General features: G+C 42.4%; 18 protein-coding genes, 1 pseudogene and 1 other annotated feature. Of the genes and pseudogenes, 12 read left to right on the top strand and 7 right to left on the bottom strand.

Annotated features, from left to right (window positions below; translation table 11 throughout):
• Positions 1 to 81 precede the first annotated feature (81 nt).
• Both DXA07_RS00840 and DXA07_RS00835 read right to left on the bottom strand, forming a co-directional pair.
• A complete protein-coding gene (locus DXA07_RS00840) occupies positions 82 to 648 on the bottom strand; it encodes an aminodeoxychorismate/anthranilate synthase component II (RefSeq protein ID WP_117807909.1) in 567 nt (188 codons plus the stop codon).
• Positions 645 to 2,132, bottom strand: a complete 1,488-nt coding sequence (locus tag DXA07_RS00835) for a chorismate-binding protein (RefSeq protein WP_118482916.1) — start codon at positions 2,130 to 2,132, stop codon at positions 645 to 647. Before DXA07_RS00835 ends, DXA07_RS00840 begins: the two co-directional genes overlap by 4 nt.
• Positions 2,133 to 2,282: 150 nt before the next feature.
• Positions 2,283 to 2,531, bottom strand: a binding site (T-box leader).
• A 201-nt stretch (positions 2,532 to 2,732) separates the two neighbouring features.
• Between DXA07_RS00835 and pta the strand changes: the two genes are divergently transcribed.
• The 6 genes from pta (at position 2,733) to DXA07_RS00800 (ending at position 9,787) form a co-directional block, all read left to right on the top strand.
• Positions 2,733 to 3,782: a phosphate acetyltransferase gene (gene pta / locus DXA07_RS00830; protein WP_118482914.1), complete on the top strand. Its 1,050-nt coding sequence runs from the start codon at positions 2,733 to 2,735 to the stop codon at positions 3,780 to 3,782.
• 567 nt (positions 3,783 to 4,349) lie between these two features.
• On the top strand, positions 4,350 to 5,198 hold the full coding sequence (locus DXA07_RS00820; protein WP_118482910.1) for a hypothetical protein: 849 nt from the start codon (positions 4,350 to 4,352) through the stop codon (positions 5,196 to 5,198).
• 87 nt (positions 5,199 to 5,285) lie between these two features.
• The gene (locus DXA07_RS00815; RefSeq protein WP_309295076.1) at positions 5,286 to 6,125 is read left to right on the top strand and encodes a DUF6734 family protein; all 840 of its coding nucleotides are present in this window, start codon (positions 5,286 to 5,288) and stop codon (positions 6,123 to 6,125) included.
• Positions 6,126 to 6,135: 10 nt separating this feature from the next.
• On the top strand, positions 6,136 to 6,597 hold the full coding sequence (locus DXA07_RS00810; protein ID WP_118482908.1) for a GtrA family protein: 462 nt from the start codon (positions 6,136 to 6,138) through the stop codon (positions 6,595 to 6,597).
• A 235-nt stretch (positions 6,598 to 6,832) separates the two neighbouring features.
• A complete protein-coding gene (fabF, locus tag DXA07_RS00805) occupies positions 6,833 to 8,071 on the top strand; it encodes a beta-ketoacyl-ACP synthase II (protein ID WP_117807902.1) in 1,239 nt (412 codons plus the stop codon).
• Between the two features lie 6 nt (positions 8,072 to 8,077).
• Positions 8,078 to 9,787, top strand: coding sequence for an acetyl-CoA carboxylase carboxyltransferase subunit alpha (locus tag DXA07_RS00800; protein WP_117807900.1), 1,710 nt, complete (start codon positions 8,078 to 8,080; stop codon positions 9,785 to 9,787).
• Between the two features lie 86 nt (positions 9,788 to 9,873).
• Here DXA07_RS00800 and fucO read toward each other — a convergent pair whose 3' ends face one another.
• The gene (gene fucO, locus DXA07_RS00795; RefSeq protein WP_117807899.1) at positions 9,874 to 11,022 is read right to left on the bottom strand and encodes a lactaldehyde reductase; all 1,149 of its coding nucleotides are present in this window, start codon (positions 11,020 to 11,022) and stop codon (positions 9,874 to 9,876) included.
• A gap of 177 nt (positions 11,023 to 11,199) precedes the next feature.
• Positions 11,200 to 12,069, bottom strand: coding sequence for a DMT family transporter (locus tag DXA07_RS00790; RefSeq protein WP_118482906.1), 870 nt, complete (start codon positions 12,067 to 12,069; stop codon positions 11,200 to 11,202).
• 299 nt (positions 12,070 to 12,368) lie between these two features.
• On the opposite strand from DXA07_RS00790, the gene dnaK reads away from it, so the two are divergent.
• The 6 genes and pseudogenes from dnaK (at position 12,369) to DXA07_RS00765 (ending at position 19,149) form a co-directional block, all read left to right on the top strand.
• Positions 12,369 to 14,123, top strand: coding sequence for a molecular chaperone DnaK (dnaK, locus tag DXA07_RS00785; RefSeq protein ID WP_117807895.1), 1,755 nt, complete (start codon positions 12,369 to 12,371; stop codon positions 14,121 to 14,123).
• A gap of 105 nt (positions 14,124 to 14,228) precedes the next feature.
• Positions 14,229 to 14,624, top strand: a complete 396-nt coding sequence (locus DXA07_RS00780; RefSeq protein ID WP_118482904.1) for a hypothetical protein — start codon at positions 14,229 to 14,231, stop codon at positions 14,622 to 14,624.
• A 47-nt stretch (positions 14,625 to 14,671) separates the two neighbouring features.
• Positions 14,672 to 14,767: a DUF5685 family protein gene (locus DXA07_RS13840; RefSeq protein ID WP_348980720.1), complete on the top strand. Its 96-nt coding sequence runs from the start codon at positions 14,672 to 14,674 to the stop codon at positions 14,765 to 14,767.
• Positions 14,728 to 15,549, top strand: a complete 822-nt coding sequence (locus DXA07_RS00775; RefSeq protein ID WP_348980719.1) for a DUF5685 family protein — start codon at positions 14,728 to 14,730, stop codon at positions 15,547 to 15,549. Before DXA07_RS13840 ends, DXA07_RS00775 begins: the two co-directional genes overlap by 40 nt.
• Positions 15,550 to 16,350: a DnaJ domain-containing protein gene (locus DXA07_RS00770; RefSeq protein ID WP_021944315.1), complete on the top strand. Its 801-nt coding sequence runs from the start codon at positions 15,550 to 15,552 to the stop codon at positions 16,348 to 16,350. It begins immediately after the preceding gene.
• A 355-nt stretch (positions 16,351 to 16,705) separates the two neighbouring features.
• Positions 16,706 to 19,149, top strand: a pseudogene (locus DXA07_RS00765) (glycogen/starch/alpha-glucan phosphorylase).
• Positions 19,150 to 19,274: 125 nt separating this feature from the next.
• Here the strand turns inward: DXA07_RS00765 and DXA07_RS00760 are convergent.
• From DXA07_RS00760 to DXA07_RS00750, 3 genes are all read right to left on the bottom strand, one after another.
• Entirely contained in the window at positions 19,275 to 21,638 is a 2,364-nt protein-coding gene (locus tag DXA07_RS00760; RefSeq protein ID WP_118482902.1) for a right-handed parallel beta-helix repeat-containing protein, read from the bottom strand.
• Between the two features lie 81 nt (positions 21,639 to 21,719).
• Positions 21,720 to 24,392: a right-handed parallel beta-helix repeat-containing protein gene (locus DXA07_RS00755; protein ID WP_117822460.1), complete on the bottom strand. Its 2,673-nt coding sequence runs from the start codon at positions 24,390 to 24,392 to the stop codon at positions 21,720 to 21,722.
• Between the two features lie 28 nt (positions 24,393 to 24,420).
• A complete protein-coding gene (locus DXA07_RS00750) occupies positions 24,421 to 25,371 on the bottom strand; it encodes a glycosyltransferase family 2 protein (RefSeq protein ID WP_021944319.1) in 951 nt (316 codons plus the stop codon).

The raw sequence follows: 25,371 nt of genomic DNA, 5'->3' as shown, positions 1-25,371 counted from the left end.
TCAACGAGCGGAAGCGTCCACTGGTTGGTAATGTCAGGAATGTTTAATCATAGAAATATAGTGCTGATTGCAAATGTTTGATTACGCCTCTAAAAAGTTTCGTAAGATGATTGTTCCTTTTGGTGTCAGAATCGATTCCGGATGGAACTGGACACCATATATTTCGTAATCTTTGTGTTTGACTGCCATGATCTCATCATCGTCGGTTCGGGCAATAACGGTAAGAACATCCGGGAAGTTTTCTTCGGAAGTGGCAAGGGAATGATATCTGGCAACCTCGATCCGTTTCTGAAGTCCCTTGAACAGTTTGCAGTTGATGTCGACATTTGCAACGGACATTTTGCCATGCATCAGCTTTTTGGCGTATGTGATCGTTGCACCGTAGGTTTCACAGATTGCCTGATGTCCGAGACAGACACCAAGGATCGGAACCTTGCCGGCAAAATAGGAGATGGCTTCTTCACAGATACCTGCATCGGAAGGCCTTCCGGGACCCGGTGAAATGATGATCTTATCCGGATTCATTGCTTCAATCTCCTGACAGGTATATTCGTCATTTCGTATCACCTTGATGTCAGGATTGATCTTTCCTACAAGCTGATACAGATTGTAGGAAAAGCTGTCATAATTATCGATCAGTAATATCATGCTTCGTCACCTCGTATTTTCTGAGAATTAATCAATGCATCCGTTACGGCTTTTGCTTTGTTGATGCATTCCTGGAATTCATTTGCCGGTACACTGTCGGCTACAATGCCGGCACCGGAACGGACAAATACTTTATTTCCTTTGCGGTATGCGATTCGGATCGCGATGCAGGTATCTAGATTTCCTGAGAAATCGATATAACCGATCGCGCCGCCGTAAATACCTCGTTTGTTATTTTCAAGCTCGTTGATGATCTCACATGCCCGGATCTTCGGTGCACCGGATAAGGTTCCGGCCGGAAGAACCGCATCGACAGCGGAGATCGCATCCAGATCCTCACGGAGTGTTCCGCGTACGGTAGAGCCGATATGCATAACGTGTGAATAACGCTGGATGGACATGTATCGTTCGACTTCGACCGTTCCAAACTGACTGACTTTTCCGAGATCATTTCTTCCGAGATCCACTAACATATTGTGTTCTGCAAGTTCCTTTTCATCTGCCATCAGGCTCTTTTCCAGTTCCAGATCTTCGACCTTTGTTTTTCCCCTTGGTCTTGTGCCTGCCAGAGGAAATGTGTGGAGAACGCCATCCTCTACCTTGACCAGAGTTTCAGGGGAAGCCCCGGCAACCTCGATCGTGTCACCGTCAAAGTAGAACATGTAAGGAGATGGGTTTGTGCTTCGGAGCAGCCGGTAGGTATCGAACAGGCTTCCTTCCATTTCGGCTTCCAGTCGGTTGGAAAGCACGACCTGGAAAATATCTCCTTCATATATATAGTGCTTTGCCTTTTCTACCATCCGGCAGTAGGCATCTTTGTCAAATAACGGTTTGAATTCTGTCTTAAGAACAGGAGCAGGAATATCGGCTTCTGCGCCATGGAGAATGAGTTCTTTCATTTCTTTGATATCCTGTAAGGCTTTCTGATATCCTTCTTCGATATTTGCTGTGCCGGCATTTGCGATCAGGATCAGTTTGGATCTTACATTGTCAAATGCGATCACCTTGTCAAATAACATCAGGTCGACATCCTGAAATCCTTCCTCGTCCTTCGCATCAAGTACCAGCTTCTTTTCACTGTATTTCAGATAGTCATAAGAGAAATATCCAACCAGTCCGCCGGTGAAGGTAGGGAAGCCTTCGATCTTAGGACTCTTATAATCTTTTAAAACCTCACGGATGAAGATTTCCGGATGGATGCCGGAGGTCTCTTTGATGACTGCTCCGTTCTCATCCTTTAATGTCAGTGTTCCGTTCATACAGATGATATCCAGTTTTGGACTGTATCCAAGGAAAGTGTATCTTCCCCAGAACTCCTGATTCTCCACGCTTTCCAGAATGTAGCAATGCTCATTTTCCGCTTTCAGTTTCTTCAACAGATTGATCGGAGTGATGATATCAGAGAGCATCTCATAACAGACCGGAACCATGTGATATCCCTGTTTCGCATATTCTTTTGCTTCGCTAAGTGTTGGTCGTATCATATGTTTCACCTCGTTCATAAATAATAGTTTAATAAGTTATTTGAAATTGTTCATGTATGGTGAGGTGCGCTTTGCCTGATCTGCTTTTTATAAAAAGAAAAAGCACCGTCAGAAGATTGTATAAAAAAATCTCATCCAAAAGCAAAACGCTTATAGGACAAGATACAAATACAACACTCCTGCGGTGCCACCTATATTCATCAAAATCTGATGCACTCAACCATATACTAACATATATGTACTTTCTATAACGGGAAGTCTCCGTCGCCCCTACTAAAATCGCTCGTTCGGTTTGCCCTCGCAAGTCCATTCACTTAAGAAATCATCACTGCAATCTCACCACCTGCAGTTCTCTGGACATGTTGTTCATAAGCTACTCTTCTTGCTCATTGGTTTGTTTTTATTGTATTCATATTGCACCAGTATGATATATTTGTCAAGAGCTAATTTTAAAATTGTTCAAAAAAAGGTACAATTATTTCGATGGAAAACCTTGTTTATTCGTTAAAAATCACTATAATAAAAGTATGATGACTCGCTATGCGCAAGTATAGCTTTTAATACTGAAAATATACGAAACGTGTATATAATGCATGATATATGATTCGTATAAATAATCAATGGAGGACTATAATCGTGGAAGAACGTAGAAATTTTGGTTTCGGTGTATTGATCGATATTTTGAAGAAAAATCCAAAAACAATTGTTTTGACTGAAGGTACTGATCCCCGTATTCTGGAAGCATCTTCAAGACTTCTTGCAAGTAACTTCCTGCATCCGATTCTTGTAGGAGATCCTGATAAGATTTATGAAGTTGCAGAGGAAAGCGGTTTTAATATAAGAGGTTCCGAGATCATCAATCCAAGGAATTTTGATCGTATGGATGAGATGGTCGAGATGTTCTGTGAACTCAGAAAGAGCAAGGGCGTGACACCGGAGCAGGCAAGAGAGATCCTGTATCAGAACAACTACTTTGGTACGATGCTTGTTAAGATGGGGATTGCAGATTCGCTTCTCGGTGGTGCTACATATTCAACAGCAGATACAGTAAGACCTGCTTTACAGCTGATCAAGACAAGACCGGGCAACACACTGGTTTCATCCTGTTTCATTCTGGTACGTCCGTTTGCAACAGGTGGTAATGAAGTGTTCGCTATGGGTGACTGTGGTATCAACATTAAGCCAAATGAAGATGAGCTGGTTGAGATCGCAGAGGAGACTGTTCGTTGTGCAAGAATCTTCGGTGTAGATCCAAAGGTTGCTTTCTTAAGCTATTCAACCTATGGCTCCGGTAAGGGCGAAGATGTGGATAAGATGAGAAATGCAGCAAGAAAGACAAAGGAACGTAATCCTGATCTTCCAATCTCCGGTGAGATCCAGTTCGATGCAGCCGTATCACCTAGAGTTGCAAAGAAGAAATGTCCACAGTCAGAGGTTGCAGGAAATGCAAATACCTTTATCTTCCCTGATATCAATGCAGGAAATATCGGTTATAAGATCGCACAGAGAATGGGTAACTTCTCAGCATATGGCCCGATCCTGTTAGGACTTAATTCTCCTATCAACGATCTGTCCAGAGGATGTACAGCAGATGAGGTTTATTCTATGGCGATCATCACAGCAGCATTAGCAGATAATAAAGATGCGTAAAGTGTAGATAGATAAAAGCCGGACACTATCTTTTTAAACCAAAGATAGTGTCGCTTTTATCTACTGTCTAAAGATGATTATTCTATTTGCAGGAATTCTGCGGCTGTTAATATTTGTGGCTTTTGCAGTTTTGATTCTGCTGATTTTTCATTGCAAGAAAGTGTGATTTTTCTTGAAATAAATGGGTAAATGGTTTACCATAATATCATGAGTATTTAGTATGGGATTGTAGCGCTTTTTTAGCGTGAAGGGCGAACAAATGACGCCTGTGAGACAGAAAAATTGGGACAGCATATTTGTGGGTGTCAGAATGGAGATTTGAATGAATTTCGTATATTCATTGTTTTTGCAGAGAACTGGAGAGGAACTTTCACAATTTGATAACAGAATTTCTAACATGCTTCCAGTGGCTGCCGGTCTGGTTTTTTTTGATATGCGAAACTATCGTAATGATAATGGGGAATTTAATGTTTATATAGAGTGGAATGAGGAATTGAATTCCATCCTGAATGACAGACTGCCTCGGGTGGTTATTTTATAAAGGCAACAAGAAAACAGGCAAGACAGTTGGAAGAAAAAACAGGTGGAATTCCTGTTTATATGAAGTTGATCGCACATGAGGGCAGGCTGTATCCGTATCGCACATATGTGATGTGGAATGGCAGGCCTTTTAGTGTGGAATTTAACGGAAATATATTGATCCCGGTTGATTATAAGAAGAAAGCAGAGAACGTGAGGATACAGGGTTCGCAGAATGGCGGTAAAGGAAATCGTACGGATGTATCTGGAAGCCAGATGAGCAGTCAACGAAGCTTATTCGGTACAAGCCAGAGCAAAATATTAGCAGGCAGTCAACATGGAACTTTTGTTGGTAGTGAACGTGAATTCTGGACAAGCAGTAGTCGACCTTGGATGTATGAGTGGGAATATGAGAATGGCAGCCAGAGAAGTCTATTCGGTGGTAGCCAGAGAAGTCTGTTTAGGACAAGTCAACGTGGAAATTTCTTTGGAAGTCAAGGTAGATTTTGGGGGACAAGTCAGCAGGGATTCCTTTTTGGAAGTCAGCGGGAGTTTTTGACAGGTAGCAATCGGGGATTCTTTTTTGGAAGCCGGAACGGCTTTTTCTATGGCAGCAACCGAGGCTATCTGACGGGCAGCAATCGTGAATTCTGGACAAGCAGTAATCGACCTTGGATGTATGAGTGGGAATACGAGAATGGCAGCCAGCGTGGATTTTTAGCAGGCAGCCGGTACACACCGACATTTTATCAGGCAACAGATGGCGGGGCAGATGATTATGATATTCCGCATTGGTATTACATGCCGCCGGAATGGCAGCTTATAAACCGGTCAAAACGACCATGCAGCAGAAAAGGCGGAAACAGCACATTTGGCTATGGGCTGGATTTAATATAGAGCGGAAGCACCCCTTGACTGAGAAGGTCAAGAGTCTGCAGCTAATCAATATTTAGCTGGTTTTCAATTATTTTGAAAGGACAACATATGGAAGGATTTCATTCTTTATGGTCAAAACCTTATATGGCAGGGAGACATACAGAAGAGTACTGGATGCAGGACTATGAAGTCCTTACGATGATCCTTTCGGCGTTGATGTGGAGAAAACACAATGGGGGGATCCGTTTGTGCGCCGATGCAGAAGCAATCGCATTTGTCGAGAAAATGGGTCTCTACCACATCTGGAATCTCGGAATCGAGGAAATTACAGTGCCGGAAGCGGTACCGGAAAAGGTGTTCTGGGCAGCCGGCAAATTATATTCATTGAAAAAAATGCAGATGCCAGCGGTCATGGTGGATCTGGATCTGATCATCTGGAAAGATATACGGAATATTATAAAAGATACGGATATCTGTGCAATACACAGAGAAGGGATATTCCCTGATGTGTATCCGGGAAAAGAGTTTTTCCATATGAAGCAGGAGTATCGGTTTGACCCGGACTGGAGCTTTGAGGTTCTTCCGGTCAATACCTGTATGTTATATATCGCGGATGAAGCGTTTAAGAATTATTATGTTGACAGTTCGATCACATTTATGGAGAATTGTCTGGAGACAGAGGAGAATCTTTGCCATATGGTATTTGCGGAACAGCGGCTTCTTGCGATGTGCGCAGAGAAGCAGGGAAAGCAGATATCATCTTTTTTTCCCGGTTCGGCACAGATCGAGAACCAGGATATCTTCACACATTTATGGGGCTATAAGAACATTCTGAAATTCAATTATAAAGAAAGGGAAGCTTTTAACCGTAAAATGTATGATCGCATCGTCCGGGAATTTCCGGAAGAAGAGACGACACTCAAGCAGCTTCCGATATCAGGACTATAGGGAGAATGGTATGAAACTTTTACGCAAAATACCAAAGGAAATATACATATATATCGCATGGGGCATACTCGTAGGGGCAGTGAACTTAGGGTCTGCCTGGTTTTTTATGTACAAATGCGGGATAAATGAGATCTATGCCAATTATATGTCGTGGATTTTGTACAACTATGTGTCATTTGCGACAAACCGCAAATCTGTATTCCACACAAAGGCAGCCACGGTAAAGGCATATTTTATCGAACTGGCATTATTCTATCTGAGCCGGGTATCTACACTTCTGATCGAAACGGGAATTATCTTTGCGCTTGTCACCGGACTGAAATGGAATGCGATGGGCGTTAAGGTGTTTACATCGATCCTTGTGATCTTTTTGAATTATTTCATCAGTAAGAAATTTATCTTTTCTATTCAATACGAAAAGAAAAATAGTGGAGAAATGTTGTCGGAAGAGAAGTATGTCGTGAAATCGTGAGATAATTAATAAAAACTTTACAAGATTTATTTCCATATTTTTGTAAAATGTAGTACAATATCGGCGTAACCATGCATTCTGTGCAGTATGTGTGGTTTATACATAAGCTGACAAAGTAAATTTTTATAGAATTTAACAATGCAGGATTTCTTCTATATCTTTCACAGATAATCTGGATGGTATACATATGGAAGAAAATGGAAATCATACTTTATATTAAGGAGAATTATTGAATATGAGTAGAAGAGTAGTGATTACAGGAATGGGAGCGGTTACTCCACTTGGCTTGAATGTGGATGAGTTCTGGAACGGCTTAAAAGAAGGCAGACATGGTTTTGGACCGATTACACAGTTTGATGCATCAGAATATAAGTGCAAGGTTGTAGGTGAAGTAAAAGGATTTGTAGCAAAAGATTATATTGATCCAAAGGCTGCAAGAAGAATGGCAAGATTTTCACAGTTCGCGGTTGCAGCAGCAAAGGAAGCAGTTGCAGATGCAAAGCTTGACATGACAGCAGAAGATCCATACATGGTTGGAACCTGTGTTGGTTCCGGTGTAGGAAGTCTTCAGGAACTTGAAAGTGCATATGAGAAGATCATGACAAAGGGACCGAATCGTGTAAGCCCATTTACAGTACCTATGATGATCAGCAATATCGCAGCAGGTAATATTGCGATTCAGCTTGGCTGCAAGGGAAAGAGTATTGATGTTGTTACAGCATGTGCATCCGGTACAAACAGTATCGGTGAAGCATTCCGTACAATTCAGTATGGAGATGCAGATGTAATGATCGCCGGTGGTACAGAAGCAGCAGTTTCACCGATCGGTATCTCGACATTTGATGCATTAACAGCGTTGTCATCATCTGATAATCCGGACAGATGCTCAATTCCATTTGATAAAGAGAGAGATGGTTTCGTTCTTGGTGAAGGTTCCGGTATCGTGATCTTAGAGGAACTGGAACATGCTAAGAAGCGTGGCGCAAAGATTTATGCAGAGATCAGCGGATACGGATGCTCCAGTGATGCATTCCATATCACAGCACCGGAAGATTCAGGCGAGAGCCCTGCAAAAGCTATGTTAAATGCTGTAAAAGATGCAGGCGTATCCCCGGAGGATGTTGCATATATCAATGCACACGGAACCAGTACACATTTAAACGATCTGGTTGAGACCAGAGCAATCAAGAAAGCATTTGGCGATCATGCAAAGGACATCAAGATTAATTCTACAAAGTCTATGACAGGACATCTTCTTGGTGCAGCAGGTGCGATCGAATGTATCGTTACAGCAAAGACGATCGAGGAAGGCTATATCCACAGAACCCGTGGTCTTCATGAGAGTGAAGAAGAACTGGATCTTGATTATTGTAAAGAGCCATATGAGCAGGAGGTTGATTGTGCGATCAGCAATTCTCTTGGATTTGGCGGACATAATGCATGTATTCTTTTACAGAAATATAAGGAGCAGTAAAAAGAAATGTTATTTATTAAGAAAAAGGCAAAAGAAGCCGAGATGGAAAAAATGAAGGCTGTCGAAACAGAACAGCCAAAACCGGAGACTGTAAAATGTCCGAAGTGTGGAGCTGAGCTTGATAAGCAGAGAGTTGTAAAGGCAAAATATATCTGTTATGAATGTGGTTCTTATTTCCGTGTTAAGACAAAGAACCGTATCAAGATGGTAACAGATTCAAAGTCATTTGAACCATGGTTTGAAGATATGCCGATGTCAAATCCGTTAAATACAGCCGGATATGAGGATAAGGTTAAGGCTGCGCAGGAAAAGACAGGACTGAAAGAAGCGGTTACAGTCGGTAAGGCTCTGATCAATGGTGAGCCGGCTATGATCGGTATCTGTGATGCCAGATTCCTGATGAGCAGTATGGGCTATGTTGTTGGTGAGAAGATTGCCAGAGCGGTTGAGCGTGCGACAGAAGAAAAGCTTCCTGTATTCATGTTCTGTTGTTCCGGTGGTGCCAGAATGCAGGAGGGTATCATTTCCCTGATGCAGATGGCAAAAACCTCCGCAGCATTGAAGAAACATTCGGAAGCCGGATTGTTATATGTATCGATCCTTACAGATCCTACAACCGGTGGTGTAACAGCCAGCTTTGCAATGCTTGGCGATATCATCTTAGGTGAGCCTGGTGCTCTGGTTGGATTTGCAGGCCCTCGTGTTATCAAGCAGACGATCGGACAGGATCTTCCGGAAGGCTTCCAGCGTTCAGAGTTCCTGGTAGAGCATGGTATTATTGATGGTATTATCACCAGAGATAAGATGAAGGATACCATGTATCAGTTGATCGTTACACATAAACAGAGAACCGGTTATGCAAACTTCGATAAGGAAGAAGACGAGAAGTTTGATATCAGCGAGATCTTAAAGGAGAGATTGACTTCTGTTGAGAATAAGACTCCTTGGGAGAAAATTCGTGGTACAAGACAGATGACTCGTCCTTGCGCACTTGATTATATTGATTATATCTGTGAAGATTTCCATGAGATCCATGGAGACAGAACAATGAATGACGATAAAGCGATCGTTGGTGGTATCGGTCATATCGATGGACAGCCTGTAACAGTGATCGCACAGGTAAAGGGTTCCAGCATGACAGAGTGTATGGAGCGTAACTTCGGTATGCCGCTTCCGGATGGATACCGTAAGGCACTTCGTCTGATGAAACAGGCAGAGAAGTTCAATCGTCCTATCATCACATTTGTAAATACACCTGGTGCATTCTGTGGACTGGAAGCAGAGGAGCGTGGTATGGGTGAAGCAATCGCAAGAAACCTTTACGAGATGTCAGCCCTTAAAGTTCCTGTACTTTGTATCCTGATCGGTGAAGGCGGCAGTGGTGGAGCACTTGCTATGGCAGTTGGTAATGAAGTATGGATGCTTGAAAATGCAGTATATTCCATTCTTTCACCGGAAGGCTATGCATCTATTCTCTGGAAGGACAGCAATCGTGCAGAGGAGGCGGCAGAGGTTATGCAGCTTACCGCACAGGATCTTTCAAGACTTGGTGTGATCGAGAAGGTGATTCCTGAGTATGGCGGAGCAGATAAAGAATCTGTCCCATATATCGGTAAATTCATTAAAATGAATGCCAAGGAATTCCTGAAGAAATTCGATGGAATGAGCGGCGAGGAGATTGCTGCTGCAAGATATAAGAGATTCCGTGAGATGTAAATAAAATAAAAAACAGGGATATAACGTTGAGGGCATCATAATGATTATGATGCCCTCGATGTTACATCCCTGTTTTTATATAAATCCTAGATCAATGACTCGTACAGCTTGGTGATATCCTCAACGCTTGTCTCCTTTGGATTGCCTGGGCGGCATGCATCATCATATGCAGACTGAGCAAGGAAAGGAATATCCTCCGGTTTTACGATATCTTTTAAGTCGGCAGGAATTCCAACATCCTGTGATAGCTGACGAACAGCATCGATGGCTGCCTTTCTATATTCTTCCTGTGTCATATCGTCAACGCCGGCAACTCCCATAGCACGGGCAATCTCACGATATTTCTCGCCGGTTGCTTCTGCGTTATATTCCATAACAGTAGGAAGGATGATCGCATTTGCAACACCATGTGGTGTATCGTACAGAGCTCCCAGAGGGTGAGCCATAGAATGAACGATACCAAGACCTACATTTGAAAATCCCATACCGGCAACATACTGGCCAAGTGCCATATCAGCTCTGCCTTCCGGTGTATTTGCTACAGCACCACGAAGGGAACGGGAAATAATCTCGATTGCTTTTAAGTGGAACATGTCAGATAATTCCCATGCAGCAGCGGTAATGTAACCTTCGATCGCATGTGTCAGGGCATCCATACCGGTTGCAGCAGTCAGACCCTTTGGCATAGAACTCATCATCTCAGGATCAACAAATGCAACGACTGGAATGTCTTTTGGATCCACACATACCATTTTACGGTTTTTCTCTACATCTGTGATAACGTAGTTGATCGTAACCTCGGCAGCAGTTCCGGCTGTTGTAGGTACAGCGAAGATAGGTACGGATTTATTCTTGGTAGGAGCAACGCCCTCAAGACTTCTGATATCAGCAAAATCCGGATTTGCGATCACGATTCCAACGCCCTTTGCTGTGTCCATGGATGATCCGCCACCGATCGCAATGATGTAATCAGCTTCAGCAGCCTTAAAAGCAGCAACACCAGACTGAACATTCTCGATCGTAGGGTTTGGTTTAATGTTGGAATAGATCTCATATGCAAGACCTGCGTTGTCCAGAACATCTGTTACTTTCTTAGTAACACCGAACTTAATGAGATCAGGATCAGAGCAGACAAATGCTTTCTTGAAGCCACGGCCGATAGCCTCTGTAGCGATCTCTGCGATTGCGCCTGCTCCATGATAAGATGTTTCGTTTAATACAAATCTGTTAGCCATATAAATAATACCTCCTATTATGTAACTGTGTGCAGGTGACTTGTATATACTGCACAAATCAATTTATATATTCTCTACAAAAACACCTGTTAAGTATAGTGTAATACACTTTGCTGTTGTTGACAATATACAAATAACAAGAAATATTATAGTAATAATTATAAATAATATCTAAATTTACTTGCCGGCTGCATCTGCTTTTAATCCTGCGCGCCAGTTCAGATAAGAAATTCCGATGATAATGGCATACCCGATAAAGCTCAATACATCCGGAATCTGGCTGAAGAAGATGAAACCAAGGATTGCCGAGGTGATGATCTGTGAATAATCGAAGATCGATATTTCCTTTGCCGGAGCATGTGAATAAGCAGCCGTGATCGAGAACTGACCGACAGCAGCGGAGACACCTGCCATTAACAGACAGATCAACTGAAAAAGAGACATCGGTTTATAAAAGACAATCACAAATGGCAGCATGACCAGAGTCGAAAATGCGGAGAAAAAGAATACGATCTGTGGATTTTTTGCACCGTGGTTGCTTAGATATCTTACTGCTGCGTAAGCAGCGCCTGCACCCATACCGCCGGTAAAACCGATGAGACCCGGAGCAAAATCAGCGAAGTTCAGGGATGGTTTGATAACAAATAAAGCGCCGATGAATACACCGATCAGAGCAGCATATTGTTTCAGACTTGCCTTTTCCTTTAACAGAAAGATCGAGAAGACAACAGCGGCAAACGGTGACAGCTTATTTAAGATCGAAGCATCGGCGATATTCATGTGATCGACTGCATAGAAGTTACACATGATACCGAGTGTGCCGCAGATCGACCGCATAAACAGCATCGGAATATGTCGTTTCTCATAATGCAGTCCGACATCACTTCGGATCAGGACAACAAGTGCGATGAATGCTGCGACCAGGTTACGGAAAAATGCTTTTTCAATCGTAGGAAGATCACCGGATAATCGTACGAATACGTTCATAAAAGAAAAACCGACACCCGCCAGAATTATATAAAGAATTGCTTTTGTTTTCTCTCGCATATAAAACACCACTTTCTATTTGTTAGATATTTGCTGAAATAAACAGTATTTTCGCATTATGCTGGTATGTGAAGACACATTCTATAGCAATGCTCATTATAGCATGTTTTGGCATTTGTCAGCAGCCAAAGTTTTATGAAACACTTTATACTTGCTTTATAAACTATACACAATTTATTCAAAAAACTTGTCTATCATACTTTTAGAAAAAACAAAGTAGATACTATTTATATAGATATTACACAATACAGGATATATCAGTATAGATATCTTCGTTCGGATAGAAAAGGAGATCATACATGAGCAGGGTAATAGGAATAGATTTAGGAACGACAAATAGCTGCGTGGCCGTTCTGGAAGGCGAACAGGCGACAATCATACCGAATGCCGAAGGCAACCGTACCACACCATCGATAGTAGCCATTACAAAAAATGGCGACAGACTGGTGGGGGATGCTGCAAAGAGACAGCTTACGGTAAATGTAGACAGAACCATTGCATCGATCAAGAGAGAAATGGGAACAGCATATAGAAAAAGAATAGATGGAAAAGATTATTCACCACAGGAGATATCGGCGATCATTCTGTCAAAGTTAAGAGCGGATGCAGAAAACTATCTAGGTGAGCCGGTTCATGATGCGGTCATCACGGTTCCGGCGTATTTTGATGACAGTCAGAGACAGGCGACGAAGGATGCCGGAAAGATCGCAGGGTTAAATGTACTTCGAATCATCAACGAGCCGACATCAGCGGCACTTGCCTATGGTCTGGATAACGGACAGGCACAGAAGATTCTGGTATATGACCTTGGTGGCGGAACCTTTGATGTATCCGTGATCGAAATCGGAGATCATGTGATCGAGGTTCTTGCAACTGCAGGCGACAATCATCTTGGTGGTGATGATTTTGACGAGCGTCTGGTGCAGTATGTGATAAAGTCATTTAAGAAAGAAACAAGGATCAATCTGGAGAAAGATATAACAGCGGTACAGCGTATCCGGGAAGCGTGCGAAGAGGCAAAGAAGGAATTATCCAGTACGCTGCAGACTCATATCAATCTTCCGTTTATCACGGTCGTAAAGAACGAGCCGAAGCATCTCGATATGCTCATAACCAGAGAGTTGTTCAATGAGCTGACAGATGATCTTGTAAAACGGACAGACGGTCCGGTCAATCAGGCACTTCGGGATGCAGGTATATCAGCCGGAAGTTTAGATAAGGTATTATTGGTTGGTGGGTCAACCAGAATCCCTGCCGTTATGGACGAGGTTAAGAGGATAACCGGAAAAGAGCTTTCGAAGAATCTCAACCCGGATGAGTGCGTTGCGATGGGAGCTGCGATTCAGGGAGGAAAGCTCAGTGGTGGTCTGACCGTTACGAATAAGGTAAATGATATTTTGTTGATGGATGTAACACCATTGTCTCTGTCAATCGAGACTTTAGGTGGTATTGCAAATGTACTGATCCCAAGAAACTCACCAATTCCGACCAGGGTATCCAAGATCTTTACGACGGCCGGCAATTTCCAGCGTGATGTAGAGGTAAAGGTGTATCAGGGCGAACGCAAATATACCAGAGATAATAAGCTGCTTGGTAACTTCCGCCTGAGTGGAATCAAGCGAGCACTTGCAGGAGTTCCGCAGATCGAGGTTACATTTGATCTTGATGTAAATGGTATCCTAAAGGTATCTGCAAAGGATCTTGGCAGAGGCGTGGAACAGCAGATCGTTATCACATCCAGTACGAATCTTTCAGAGGAAGAGATTCGCCGGGCAAGAGAAGATGCCATGCGGTATGAGGAAGAAACTCAGGGCAACAAGGAAAATATGGATATCTGGAATGAAGCTGAAGCATATGTATATAAAGTAGAAAATCAGCTAGAGGTACAAAGTCAGAAACTGGATAAGGCTCAGATCAAGAAGATTCGGAGAGATCTGGAATATCTGAAGAAGCTCGTATGCCGGACGGATGCTGACCGGATCACGGATATAGAAGCAGGCAATATAAAGGATGCTTACAGACAGTTGCAGGAATCTGCAATGATCCTTGGATAGGCAGAATATTACGAACATCGGATTGGAAATATATAGATAGAATAAATGACCTGAAGGTACTGAAATGGCAGTAGATCTGCAGGGCAAAGAAAGAATGGTGCTGATATGAGAGATAAGATTTATAACTTTATGCGAACAAGATATGGAAATGACCAGTTTTCGTCATTTCTGACTTGGACAGGAGTGCTCCTGATCATCATAGATGTCTGGGCGAAGACAGGAGTTTTGTATTTCCTTGGACTCGCTTCCTTTATCTATGGGTATGTGCGTATTTTTTCCAAGAAATATGACAAGCGTGCGGCAGAAAACAAGTGGTTTCTAAGCCATACAGCAGGGGTTCGCAATGTATTTAAACGTATGAAGAAAAGCAAAGAAGCCGGAAAAGATTATAAGATCTTCACCTGCCCACGTTGTGAGCAGATGATCCGGATTCCACGAGGCAAGGGCAGGATCGAGATAAGATGTCCGAAATGTGGGAATACTTTTATTAAGAAAAGCTGATTGGAGACAGGCACGTGTTTGGATATATAGTAGTAAACCAGCAGGAAATGAAATTTAAAGAATTTGACGAATACCACAGGTATTACTGCGGGTTGTGCAGGGCATTAAAAGAAGATCAGGCGCAAAAGGCCAGTTGTCATTAAGCTATGATATGACATTTCTGGTGCTGCTGCTTACCGGATTGTATGAGCCGTCAGAGGAACGGGGTACAAAAAGATGTGTGATTCATCCGATGACAAAACATGAATATGCCAGAAATCTGTACTCCGATTATGCAGCGGATATGAATCGTATTCTTACATATTACAAATGCATGGATGACTGGACAGATGATAAGAAGCTGTTTCGTAAGCTGTATGCGGGGCTTTTAATACCGAAGAAAGAGTTAGAAAAGGAAGACAGCCGATTATATGATTACAGACAAAAGATTGATACTATTGCAGATCGGCTTGCAAAGATTAGTGAGCTTGAGAAAGAAAACAGTGAAGATCTGGATCGTCTATCAGGATATTTTGGTGAAGTGCTGGCAGAGATATTTGCCGTAAGAGCTGATGCATGGGAAGAAAATCTGAGAAAGATCGGTTATTATCTTGGAAGATTTGTATATATTCTGGACGCTTACGATGATATTGAAAAGGACCGAAAAAAACACAGCTTTAATCCACTGATACACAAGTTGACATGCAGTGAAGAAACGAAGACAGAGGACATTCCGGTGGAGGAATGGCAGAAGCTTGCAGACTGGGTAAAAGAAGTCCTGATGATGCAGGCGGCAGAATGTGCCAGAGAATTTGAGAAGCTTCCGATCATAAAAAATGTGGAAATTCTCAGGAATATCGTGTATTCTGGCATATGGAATAATTATTATAAAGCAACTGCCGAAAGATGCGGTAGCAAAGCAGATAACAGGCAGAATGGAGAATAAATGAAAGATCCTTATGAAGTACTGGGATTGCCGCATGGTGCCAGTAATGATGAAGTAAAAAGTGCATATAGACGATTGAGCAGAAAATATCACCCGGATGCGAATATCAACAATCCAAATAAAGCTGAGGCAGAGGAGAAGTTCAAAGAGATCCAGCAGGCATACAAGGCGATCATGGATGGTGATACCGGTTATGGAAATTCATACGGAGCAGGTGGATATGGCAGCCCATATGGAAATGGTTCATATGGTTCAGGCAGTTACCGAAACAGCAACAGCGGTGGAAGAACGACTTATGATGAGTCAGATCCGTTTGGCGGATTCTATGGCGGCTTTGGACCGTTTGGTGGGTTCGGCGGTTATACCGGCGGAAGACGGGAGGAATATGATCCAAACGATCAGGATTCCAGATATTTTCAGGCAGCCAGAAACTATCTGCGGTCAGGCAGTTATGAGGAAGCAAGAACAGTATTGAACCAGATCCAGGATCATAATGCAAAATGGCATTATTATTCCGGTGTGTGCAATGCCGGACTTGGTAATCAGATCCGGGCGCTTGAGATGCTTCAGAGAGCGATACAGTTAGAGCCGGATAATATGGAATACAAGCAGGCGTACGAACAGATCAAGAGCGGATCGAAATGGTATATGGATCAGGGACAGGGCTACGGCATGGATATGTCAGGCCGGGATATGACAAAATGCTGTAATACATTCTGCACTACCCTGCTTTGTCTCTCCTGCTGTGGAGGAAATATGTGCTGTTTCCCTTGTGGCGGCTATTATTCAGGCGGTTATTAGAAGGAAAATCCCTTATGAAACTGTTCAGATATTGGTATGTTGCATAGGGCAAGAGCGTATAAATAACTATAAAAACAGAAAATAATTGAAAAATCATTGTAAAATTGCAAGATTAATTAGACTTTGGTCTAAAAAATATGTATTTTTCTACAAAAAATTAAGACATGTATTGAGAAATACATGTTTTTTTGTTAAAATAATATAGGTTTCTTCCAAAAATTCTCATGGTAAAATCGGTTATTATGATGAATCAGGACGAAAGAGATATAAAGGATCCGGATAATACCGGCATCTGATTATAGAAAAATCGTCAGGGATGCATTCTGGCGTGCAATTTTCAAGGAGGATACGATAAATGAAAAAGTTGATTGATTTCGACAAAGAGGGCTTCAAAAAAGAGGTTATTACAAATGTGAAAACATTGTACAGAAGACCAATCGAAGAGGCAACTCCACAGCAGGTATTCCAGGCTGTCAGCTACGCTGTTAAGGATGACATAATAGACAGATGGATAGCAACACATAAGGAATATGAGAAGAAGAACGTTAAGACAGTTTACTATCTGTCCATGGAGTTCCTGATGGGTAGAGCCCTGGGAAACAATCTGATCAATCTGACATACTATGATGCAGTAAAAGAAGCATTAGATGAACTTGGATTTGATTTGAATCTGATTGAGGATCAGGAGCCGGATGCAGCACTTGGTAACGGTGGTTTGGGACGTCTTGCAGCATGTTTCCTGGATTCTCTTGCAACACTTGGTTATCCGGCATACGGATGTGGTATCCGTTATCGTTATGGTATGTTCAAGCAGGCGATCAAGGATGGTTATCAGATCGAGCTGCCGGATGACTGGTTAAAGGATGGCAACCCATTTGAGATCAAGCGTCCGGAGTACGCTGTAGAAGTTAAATTTGGCGGTTATGTAAGAGTTGAGAACAGAGATGGAAGAAATTACTTTATTCAGGATGGTTATCAGACAGTTCGTGCCGTACCATATGATGTTCCGGTTGTCGGTTATGGCAACAATGTTGTAAATACACTTCGTATCTGGGATGCAGAAGCAGATCAGGAATTCTGTCTTGATTCATTTGATAAGGGTGAATATGAAAAGGCTGTTGAGCAGCAGAACCTTGCTAAGACGATCGTTGAAGTTCTTTATCCAAATGATAATCACTATGCAGGTAAGGAATTAAGACTGAGACAGCAGTACTTCTTCATTTCAGCGTCTGTTCAGAGAGCAATCCTGAAATTCAAAGAGAAAAACAGTGATATTCATAAGCTTCCGGAAAAGATCACGTTCCAGATGAATGATACACATCCAACAGTTGCAGTAGCAGAGTTGATGAGAATCCTTATGGATGAAGAAGGTCTTGAGTGGGATGACGCATGGGATATCACAACCAGAACATGTGCATACACCAACCATACGATCATGGCTGAGGCTCTTGAGAAATGGCCAATCGAATTATTCTCAAGATTACTTCCTCGTATCTACCAGATTGTAGAAGAGATCAACAGAAGATTTGTACTGAAGATCCAGTCTATGTATCCGGGCAACCAGGATAAGGTTAAGAACATGGCTATCCTTTATGATGGTCAGGTTAAGATGGCACATCTTGCTATCGCAGGTTCTTACTCTGTAAATGGTGTTGCAGCACTTCATACAAAGATTCTGGAAGAGAGAGAGCTGAAGGACTTCTATGAGATGAGACCTGAGCAGTTCAATAATAAGACAAATGGTATTACACAGAGACGTTTCCTTCTTCATGGTAATCCGCTTCTTGCAAGCTGGATCACAGATAAGATCGGTGATGAATGGATCGTTAAGCTTTCAAATCTGAAGAAGTTAAAAGTATATGCTACTGATGAGAAGTATCAGCAGGAATTCATGAATATCAAGTACCAGAACAAGATCCGTCTTGCAAATTATATCAAGGAGCATAATGGCGTGGATGTAGATCCTCGTTCTATCTTTGATGTACAGGTTAAGAGACTTCATGAGTACAAGAGACAGCTTCTTAATATTTTACATGTTATGTATCAGTACAACGAGCTGAAGACAAATCCATCATATGATATGTATCCAACAACATATATCTTTGGTGCAAAGGCTTCCGCCGGTTATAAGAGAGCAAAGCTTATCATCAAGCTGATCAACTCTGTTGCAGATGTTATCAACAATGATGCATCTATCAAGGGTAAGATCAAGGTGGTATTCATCGAGAACTACAGAGTATCCAATGCAGAGCTGATCTTCGCAGCAGCAGATGTCAGCGAGCAGATTTCAACAGCTTCCAGGGAAGCATCCGGTACCGGTAACATGAAATTTATGTTAAACGGTGCAGTTACACTTGGAACCATGGATGGTGCAAATGTAGAGATCGTTGAAGAAGTTGGTGAAGAAAATGCAGTTATCTTCGGTTTAAGAGCTGAAGAAGTTATGAAGTATGAGCGTGAAGGTGGATACAATCCAAAGGATATCTACAACAATGATGCAGCAGTAAGAACTGTTCTTACACAGCTTATCAATGGTATGTATTCTTCTGATGATCCGGATCGTTTCAGAGATCTGTATGATTCACTTATCAACGAAGATGTATACTTTATTCTTAAGGATTTTGCTTCTTATGTAGAAGCTCACAGAAAGATCGATACTCTTTACAGAGATGAGAAGAACTGGCTAAGATGGTTATGCTGAATACAGCATGCGCCGGTAAGTTTTCATCTGACAGAACAATCGAAGAGTATGCAAAAGAAATCTGGAACCTCAAAAAGGTTAAAGTCACATTAGACTAGAACTGTAAAATATAACATATATAAATAATGAGACATATATACATTTATGCCGCAGAACGCTCGCGCTCTGCGCATAAATGTATTATAGGGGGCTTTCAATAAGTGATATCTCCATTTCGGAGGGGTTATTTTTTAAGCTTCACTTTTTTAGTGGCAGTGTATACCTTGCGGCGGGAGGCTTTGGAAATTTTATTTGAGTAGATGTTGCCTTTGCACTTCTGGTCTGCATATACACCGAAGGTCACTTTGGATATTTTATTGCCGGTCACTTTGATATTTGCCTGGAGAGCTGAGACGCCAGGACCTTTTTTATTGCCGGTAATAGTGTTGTTTTTAACTGTCACTTTATATTGTGTGGAAGCCGGTTGTACATAGATGGCTGCCTTGGAGCTTCCGGATATTGTATTTTTATCGATTGTCAGCACATTTTTGGTACTGCATATATTAATACCGCTTGTTGCTGCCTTCTTGATCGTATTTCCCGAAACCGTTTTCTTTATAGTCGATGCGTTGAAGACCTGAAGACCGTATTTTCCGGCTGACAGGATCTGGTTGTTTGTAACGCCTCCGGTTACGGTTGATTTTGTGGAGATGCAGATCGCCGTATCGCTGCTGTTTTCTATAGTATTGCCGATAATGGAACCGCGAACCTTGGAACCGTTATAAAGGAAGATTGCTCTTCCACAGGAATATTTTGCATTTCCTGCCAGAATCTTGTTTCCGGTTATGGTTTTAGAGGCTGACTTCTGAGACAGCTTGATTGCAGGAGCATTTTTACCGATGGCTGTGATCGTGTTGTTTTTGATCTTTCCGGCTTTACAGTTATTGTACAGGCTGATACCTGTATCTGTACAGCCGCCGGTGATGGTATTGGATAGAATATCTGCTACCGTAGAGCTCGTACTGAGACTGATGCCGCCACTTGTACATTTCTTTATTTTATTCTTGGATAATAAACCGGTACAACCGCTGTTCTGATAGATATGAATACCATAACCGCCGCAGTTGGAAATTGTGTTGTTGATAATATCCTTAGCCGTTGATGAGAAATGAATGGCAATACCGTGTCCGGTCATTCCGGAGACCTTGTTGTTTGACAGGACAAGTCCTTTTGCATAGCTTTGAATAAAGATGCCGTCTCGTTCATTTTTCAGAGGATCCTTTGCGCTGAATCCCTTTCCGGTAACGGTATTGTTTGTAAAGATACAGTTCCAGGCATCAGTGATGTGGATGCCGGTAACGGCTGTTGTGATATTGTTATTGGATACGGTTACACCGGTAATGTAATAATTTCCGGTAGGGAAATATTTACCGTCTGCACCTTTCATTTTTTTCAACTGGTTGTGGCCAAATACCTTAATAGCTGCAGGATTCTCACAGGATGGAGAATACTTTAAGGTGATCGTGTTATCGCTGATGACAGAGTTCAGATTGTAGATGATCTTTCCTTTGTATGGTTGTTTACTGTCCAGAATGGTAGAAATAACAGAGCCTTCGTAGGATTTAAAATTCTGGAACAGGATACCGCCGCCGCAGTTTGTGATCGTATTGTTTTTGATCTCACAGTTGCGGTAGTTAAGTCCGATAATACATTCTTCCATAACATTATTGAAGGTATTGTTATTGATCTTGATATTCTCATGGTAAGCACCCAGAAGAAGTGTATGGCTGCCAATGCCACGGATGACATTCTGAAATTTACATCCGGTGATCTCAACGTTTTTCATTGTTGTGCCATCCTGAACGACACCCGGAAATGCGGCTTCTTTACATGGAGTATCAAGCTGAAGGGCTTCCTGGTTGACGTGGGCGTTAGTCACACCGGTTTCCCGTCCGTTATTTTTGAAAGTACAGTTTTTTACATAGAAGCCATTGATCGCACAGACCTCCATCTGATGCACACAGCCGCCGCCCGACAGGGTGATACCGGACAGATTCACATTTGTTGCATGAAAGAGACGGATCATACTGGAAGTATTCTCACTGTTTCCGATCAGCGTTCCGCCATTGATCGTTATATTTTTAAATCCATCATATCCGGTGCAGAGATCACTTTTGTTGTAGTTTGTCTGGTCTTTGTAGGAGCCGGGAGTACCAGATATGATCATGTTGAATTTACCATTGTCTGCACAGGTCAGTGTAACACCTTTCAGATTTAATGTGGTGTTGCTGAAAATACGGGCTGTCGATGACAGGGTATAAGAACCGGAAGGAACGGTTACAGTAATGATACTGTCCGTCTGATCTGCCATATCTCTGGCAGTTTTTAAAGCTGTGTTTAATTCTGTTGTAATGTCAGTTCCGTTTTTAACAGTCAGTGTGATCACACTGTCAGAGATAAGCATGTCGTCATTCGATGCGGCGGCAAAGACCGGCGCTGTTGTAAAACCGGAAGCCGGCATTGCAGCATTTGAGCGAAATGCAGTTCCGAAGATAAGACCGGATGCAAGGACTGCTCCCGCCATACATGAGATAAGATGTTTTTTCATAAAACTTCCCCTTTCAAAAATATCAGATGTTCTGGTTGACTGTTAAAAAAACAGATGCCACTAAGTATCTGCCTGACAGGATCAGGCGGTAAAGTTTCCGCTTGTATAGGAACCATAGATGCTGAGATTTCCAAAGGAACGATAGGCACGAACACGATAGTAGATTGTTTTGCCCTTTGGAAGATCCTGTAAAGCATAGGATGTCTGTCCCTTGCCAAGCTGTTTTGTCGATTTGCCGGAAAAATGATCGGTTGTACTGTATTGTACTTCATAGCCACTGATTCCTTTGACCTTCTTCCATGATAAGGTTGCCTGATTGCGTGCTGTATTCATAGAACAGGTGAGATCCGTTACCGTACCGCATATTTTCTGGTCAGTGTCATTAATCGACAGATCTTTATTTGCTATATCGTTATATATATTATTGCTGATCGCACCGGATACGGATGAGGAAGCAGCAATACCATATTTGAAATCAGTAATATCGTTGTCAGAAATAGCTACATTACATTTGGATAGTTGCATACCATTTAATGATGCAGATCCACATAAGGTATTTTTGACAACTGTCAGCAGGTAATTGCTGTGTGCAGCAATGTTGATTGGGGCATTGCCTTTTGCGGAAATATAGTTATACGAGATAGTTGTATCGTTATTGATGCTCTGGACATTGATGCCGTAATTGCTGCACTCACTGATTGTATTATTGTTGATGCCGCCACAGACCGTTGCTTCTTTTTCCAGAAGGATACCGTTGGTTCCACTTCCATTGATAGAGTTTCCCTCAATGTTCTGACCGATGCTGCTGGCTCCATTTACTGCGATCGCACTTTTGCCAATGGAAGAGAGCACATTTTCACTGACCAGCTCTGCAACCTTGGAATGATTGGCAATAGATACGGCATACAGGGCTACATCCGAGATCGTGTTGTTTTTTACGGAACCTGCAATTTTGGAGGCCTTATCAACCAGAATTCCCATTCCGGAGGAGACGTCCGTTTTTGATGCATAGATCCGGTTGGATGAAATCTCTTTTGCAAAAGAGCGTCCGGTAATCTCAATTGCATTTGCAACGGTTGCTTTTGTTTTATCACCCATGTCACGTACCCGGTTTGTCGAGATCAGCCCGGTACGGCTGTTGCTGTATACTTTGATCGCCGGATTGCCACTGACAGCACCAAAGGCATTTCCTGTTATGTTCGTGACACGGCTGTTGTTCCCAACCAGAATACCGCCGGCTTTGCAGTTTTTTACAATGTTGTTTGCAATATCATAGATACATGCACTGGAGTCTGTCAGAAAGATTCCGGTTCCGGTACAGTTTTTAAAGGTGTTATTTTCAATCGCAGAGGCGGTACTGTTGTCCGTAATATACAGACCATAACGCGGCATGTTCTTGATCTCATTTCCGGTTACGGAGATATTCTTACTGGACTGATCAATACGGATGCCATCTCTGGAAGTTCGTAATTTGTCATCCGGCGAGAAATTATATCCATTGATCGTATTACCGGATACCTCGCAATCTCTTGCATCGGATAAGGTGATACCGTCTCCCGGTGTGATGATCGTATTGTTTCGTATAATAACGGAGCTGATATAGAAATCTTCATCCGGCAGAGGAAATCCATCTCCTCCTGTGATGTTGCTGTTCAGCTTTCTTCCATAAACGAAGATTCCGGCAGTTTTTAATGTTGTCGGATGGTAGGTCAGCTTCAAGGTGTTGCCGCTGACTTCTGTTACTGCATTGTTGATAACAGCGTTGTCGATCTTCTTTGCGCCATTTAAAACCGTTGTGTTCATGGATACTTCGTATTCCTTGGCATTCTGAACCAGAATACCGCCGCCGCAGTTGGTGATCGTGTTGTTCTTTACTTCACAGTTTACATAGTTTAAGCAGACAACACATTCTTCCAGCACATTGATAAATGTGTTATTGTTGATCTTGATATTTTCGTGATATGCACCGCAGAGCATGGTGTGTGTTCCGACACCACGGGCAATATTCTGGAATGTATTGTGTGTGATCTCCACATTCTTCATAGGGGTTCCGTCCGGATAAGTGCCGGGATATACCAGTTCACTGTATGGCATATCGAGCTGTATGGCTTCTTCTTTTTCAAAGTTTTTGGTATCGTCAGCACGTTTGCCGTGGTTTTTAAATGTGCAGTTTCTGACATAAAAGCCGTCGATCGCAGCAACCTCTAGCTGATGTACGCATCCGCCGCCCGTGAAAGTAAGACCGTCAAGGGTAATATTAGTAGCATGAAAGATACGAACGATACAACTCAGATTGGCTTCGGTGCTTTCCCAGATTCCGCCCAGAACCGTGATATTCTTATAGGCATCATAGCCGGAGCAGGCTTCACTGTTGTTGTAATCGTCATAGTCTTTGTAATTTTCTGTTGATGATGGACCGGTGATCAGCATATTGAACCGATGGGAACCGGCAAATGTAAAGTGAACATCCGTGACATCCAGCGTTGTATTGCTGTAAATATGCAGCGCAGCGGAAAGAAGATAACTACCTTTTTGAACCCTGACTGTAACAATCTGCCCGGAGCTTTCGGCAAGATCTCTGGCATTGATCAGCGCTTCGTTCAGCTTTTGGGATATGTCGCTGCCGTCTTCCGCAGTAACCTGTATAACAGTGTCTTCGGAACTGGTTTCTTCCGCAGATACAGAAAAAGAAAATCCGTAGAGGAGCAATGGAAGAATCAGCAGATGCAAAATAATATATGTAAGTTTCTTCATTATATATACGCCTTCTTTGTTTTTATTCCTAATGGATCGGATCTACATGATCCTTATTTGTTTCCGATACGATGTAATGTGGCCGGTTTTTTACTTCCAGATATGTCTTGGCAATGTATTTACCCATAATACCCATGCACAGGAACTGAAGTCCAGCAATAAAGATGATGATACAGGCAAGAGATGGCCAGCCGGCAACCGGATCTCCGAATATTTCTTTTCTTATAATAATGAAAATAACCATAAGAAAGGAAAAGATCGTCAGAAAAATGCCAAGCCCGGATGCAAGGGACATCGGGGTTTCGGAAAAATTGATGATTCCATCGACCGCATATTTGAATAAGCCCCAGAAACTCCATTTTGTTTCTCCGGCAATGCGGTTTACATTTTCATATTCCAGCCATTTGGTCTTAAAACCGATCCAGCCAAAGATACCCTTTGAGAATCGGTTGTATTCGCACATGGCGACGATACTGTCTACCATTTCACGCTTCATCAGACGAAAATCCCTGGCACCATCGACAACATCTGCGTCCGAGATCTTGTTGATAAGCTTATAAAAATTCCTTGCAAAGAAGGAACGGATCTTTGGTTCTCCGATCCTCGATACCCGCCGGGTGGCAACGCTGTCATAATCCTCGGTTTCCAGACAGTGGAGCATATCAGGCAGTAGGGCAGGGGGATCCTGCATATCTGCATCCATGATGGCGGCATAGTCACCATCTGAATTACAGAAGCCGGCATACATGGCAGCTTCTTTTCCAAAGTTTCTTGAAAATGATATGTATTTGTAATGAGAATCCGTATCACAGATTTCTTTCATGACGGAAAGGGTTGTATCTGTAGAACCATCATTGATCAGAAGTATCTCAAATGTATATTGATCCAGAGTCTGGATTACTTTGTTTAGTTCGTCCTTAAATAAAGGAAGTGCTTCCGCTTCATTGTAACAGGGAACGATCAGATTCACTTTTTTCAT

Origin of the sequence: Clostridium sp. AM54-37XD (assembly GCF_003478225.1) — a bacterium.
Classification (GTDB): Bacteria; Bacillota; Clostridia; order Lachnospirales; family Lachnospiraceae; genus Coprococcus; species Coprococcus ammoniilyticus.
This window is presented reverse-complemented; position numbering and strand designations above follow the sequence as displayed.

Coding starts and splice junctions, on each gene's coding strand:
- DXA07_RS00840 (WP_117807909.1), bottom strand. CDS start 648: ATGATATTACTGATCGATAATTATGACAGCTTTTCCTACAATCTGTAT.
- DXA07_RS00835 (WP_118482916.1), bottom strand. CDS start 2,132: ATGATACGACCAACACTTAGCGAAGCAAAAGAATATGCGAAACAGGGA.
- pta (WP_118482914.1), top strand. CDS start 2,733: ATGATTCGTATAAATAATCAATGGAGGACTATAATCGTGGAAGAACGT.
- DXA07_RS00815 (WP_309295076.1), top strand. CDS start 5,286: ATGGAAGGATTTCATTCTTTATGGTCAAAACCTTATATGGCAGGGAGA.
- DXA07_RS00810 (WP_118482908.1), top strand. CDS start 6,136: ATGAAACTTTTACGCAAAATACCAAAGGAAATATACATATATATCGCA.
- fabF (WP_117807902.1), top strand. CDS start 6,833: ATGAGTAGAAGAGTAGTGATTACAGGAATGGGAGCGGTTACTCCACTT.
- DXA07_RS00800 (WP_117807900.1), top strand. CDS start 8,078: ATGTTATTTATTAAGAAAAAGGCAAAAGAAGCCGAGATGGAAAAAATG.
- fucO (WP_117807899.1), bottom strand. CDS start 11,022: ATGGCTAACAGATTTGTATTAAACGAAACATCTTATCATGGAGCAGGC.
- DXA07_RS00790 (WP_118482906.1), bottom strand. CDS start 12,069: ATGCGAGAGAAAACAAAAGCAATTCTTTATATAATTCTGGCGGGTGTC.
- dnaK (WP_117807895.1), top strand. CDS start 12,369: ATGAGCAGGGTAATAGGAATAGATTTAGGAACGACAAATAGCTGCGTG.
- DXA07_RS00780 (WP_118482904.1), top strand. CDS start 14,229: ATGAGAGATAAGATTTATAACTTTATGCGAACAAGATATGGAAATGAC.
- DXA07_RS13840 (WP_348980720.1), top strand. CDS start 14,672: ATGAAATTTAAAGAATTTGACGAATACCACAGGTATTACTGCGGGTTG.
- DXA07_RS00770 (WP_021944315.1), top strand. CDS start 15,550: ATGAAAGATCCTTATGAAGTACTGGGATTGCCGCATGGTGCCAGTAAT.
- DXA07_RS00760 (WP_118482902.1), bottom strand. CDS start 21,638: ATGAAAAAACATCTTATCTCATGTATGGCGGGAGCAGTCCTTGCATCC.
- DXA07_RS00755 (WP_117822460.1), bottom strand. CDS start 24,392: ATGAAGAAACTTACATATATTATTTTGCATCTGCTGATTCTTCCATTG.
- DXA07_RS00750 (WP_021944319.1), bottom strand. CDS start 25,371: ATGAAAAAAGTGAATCTGATCGTTCCCTGTTACAATGAAGCGGAAGCA.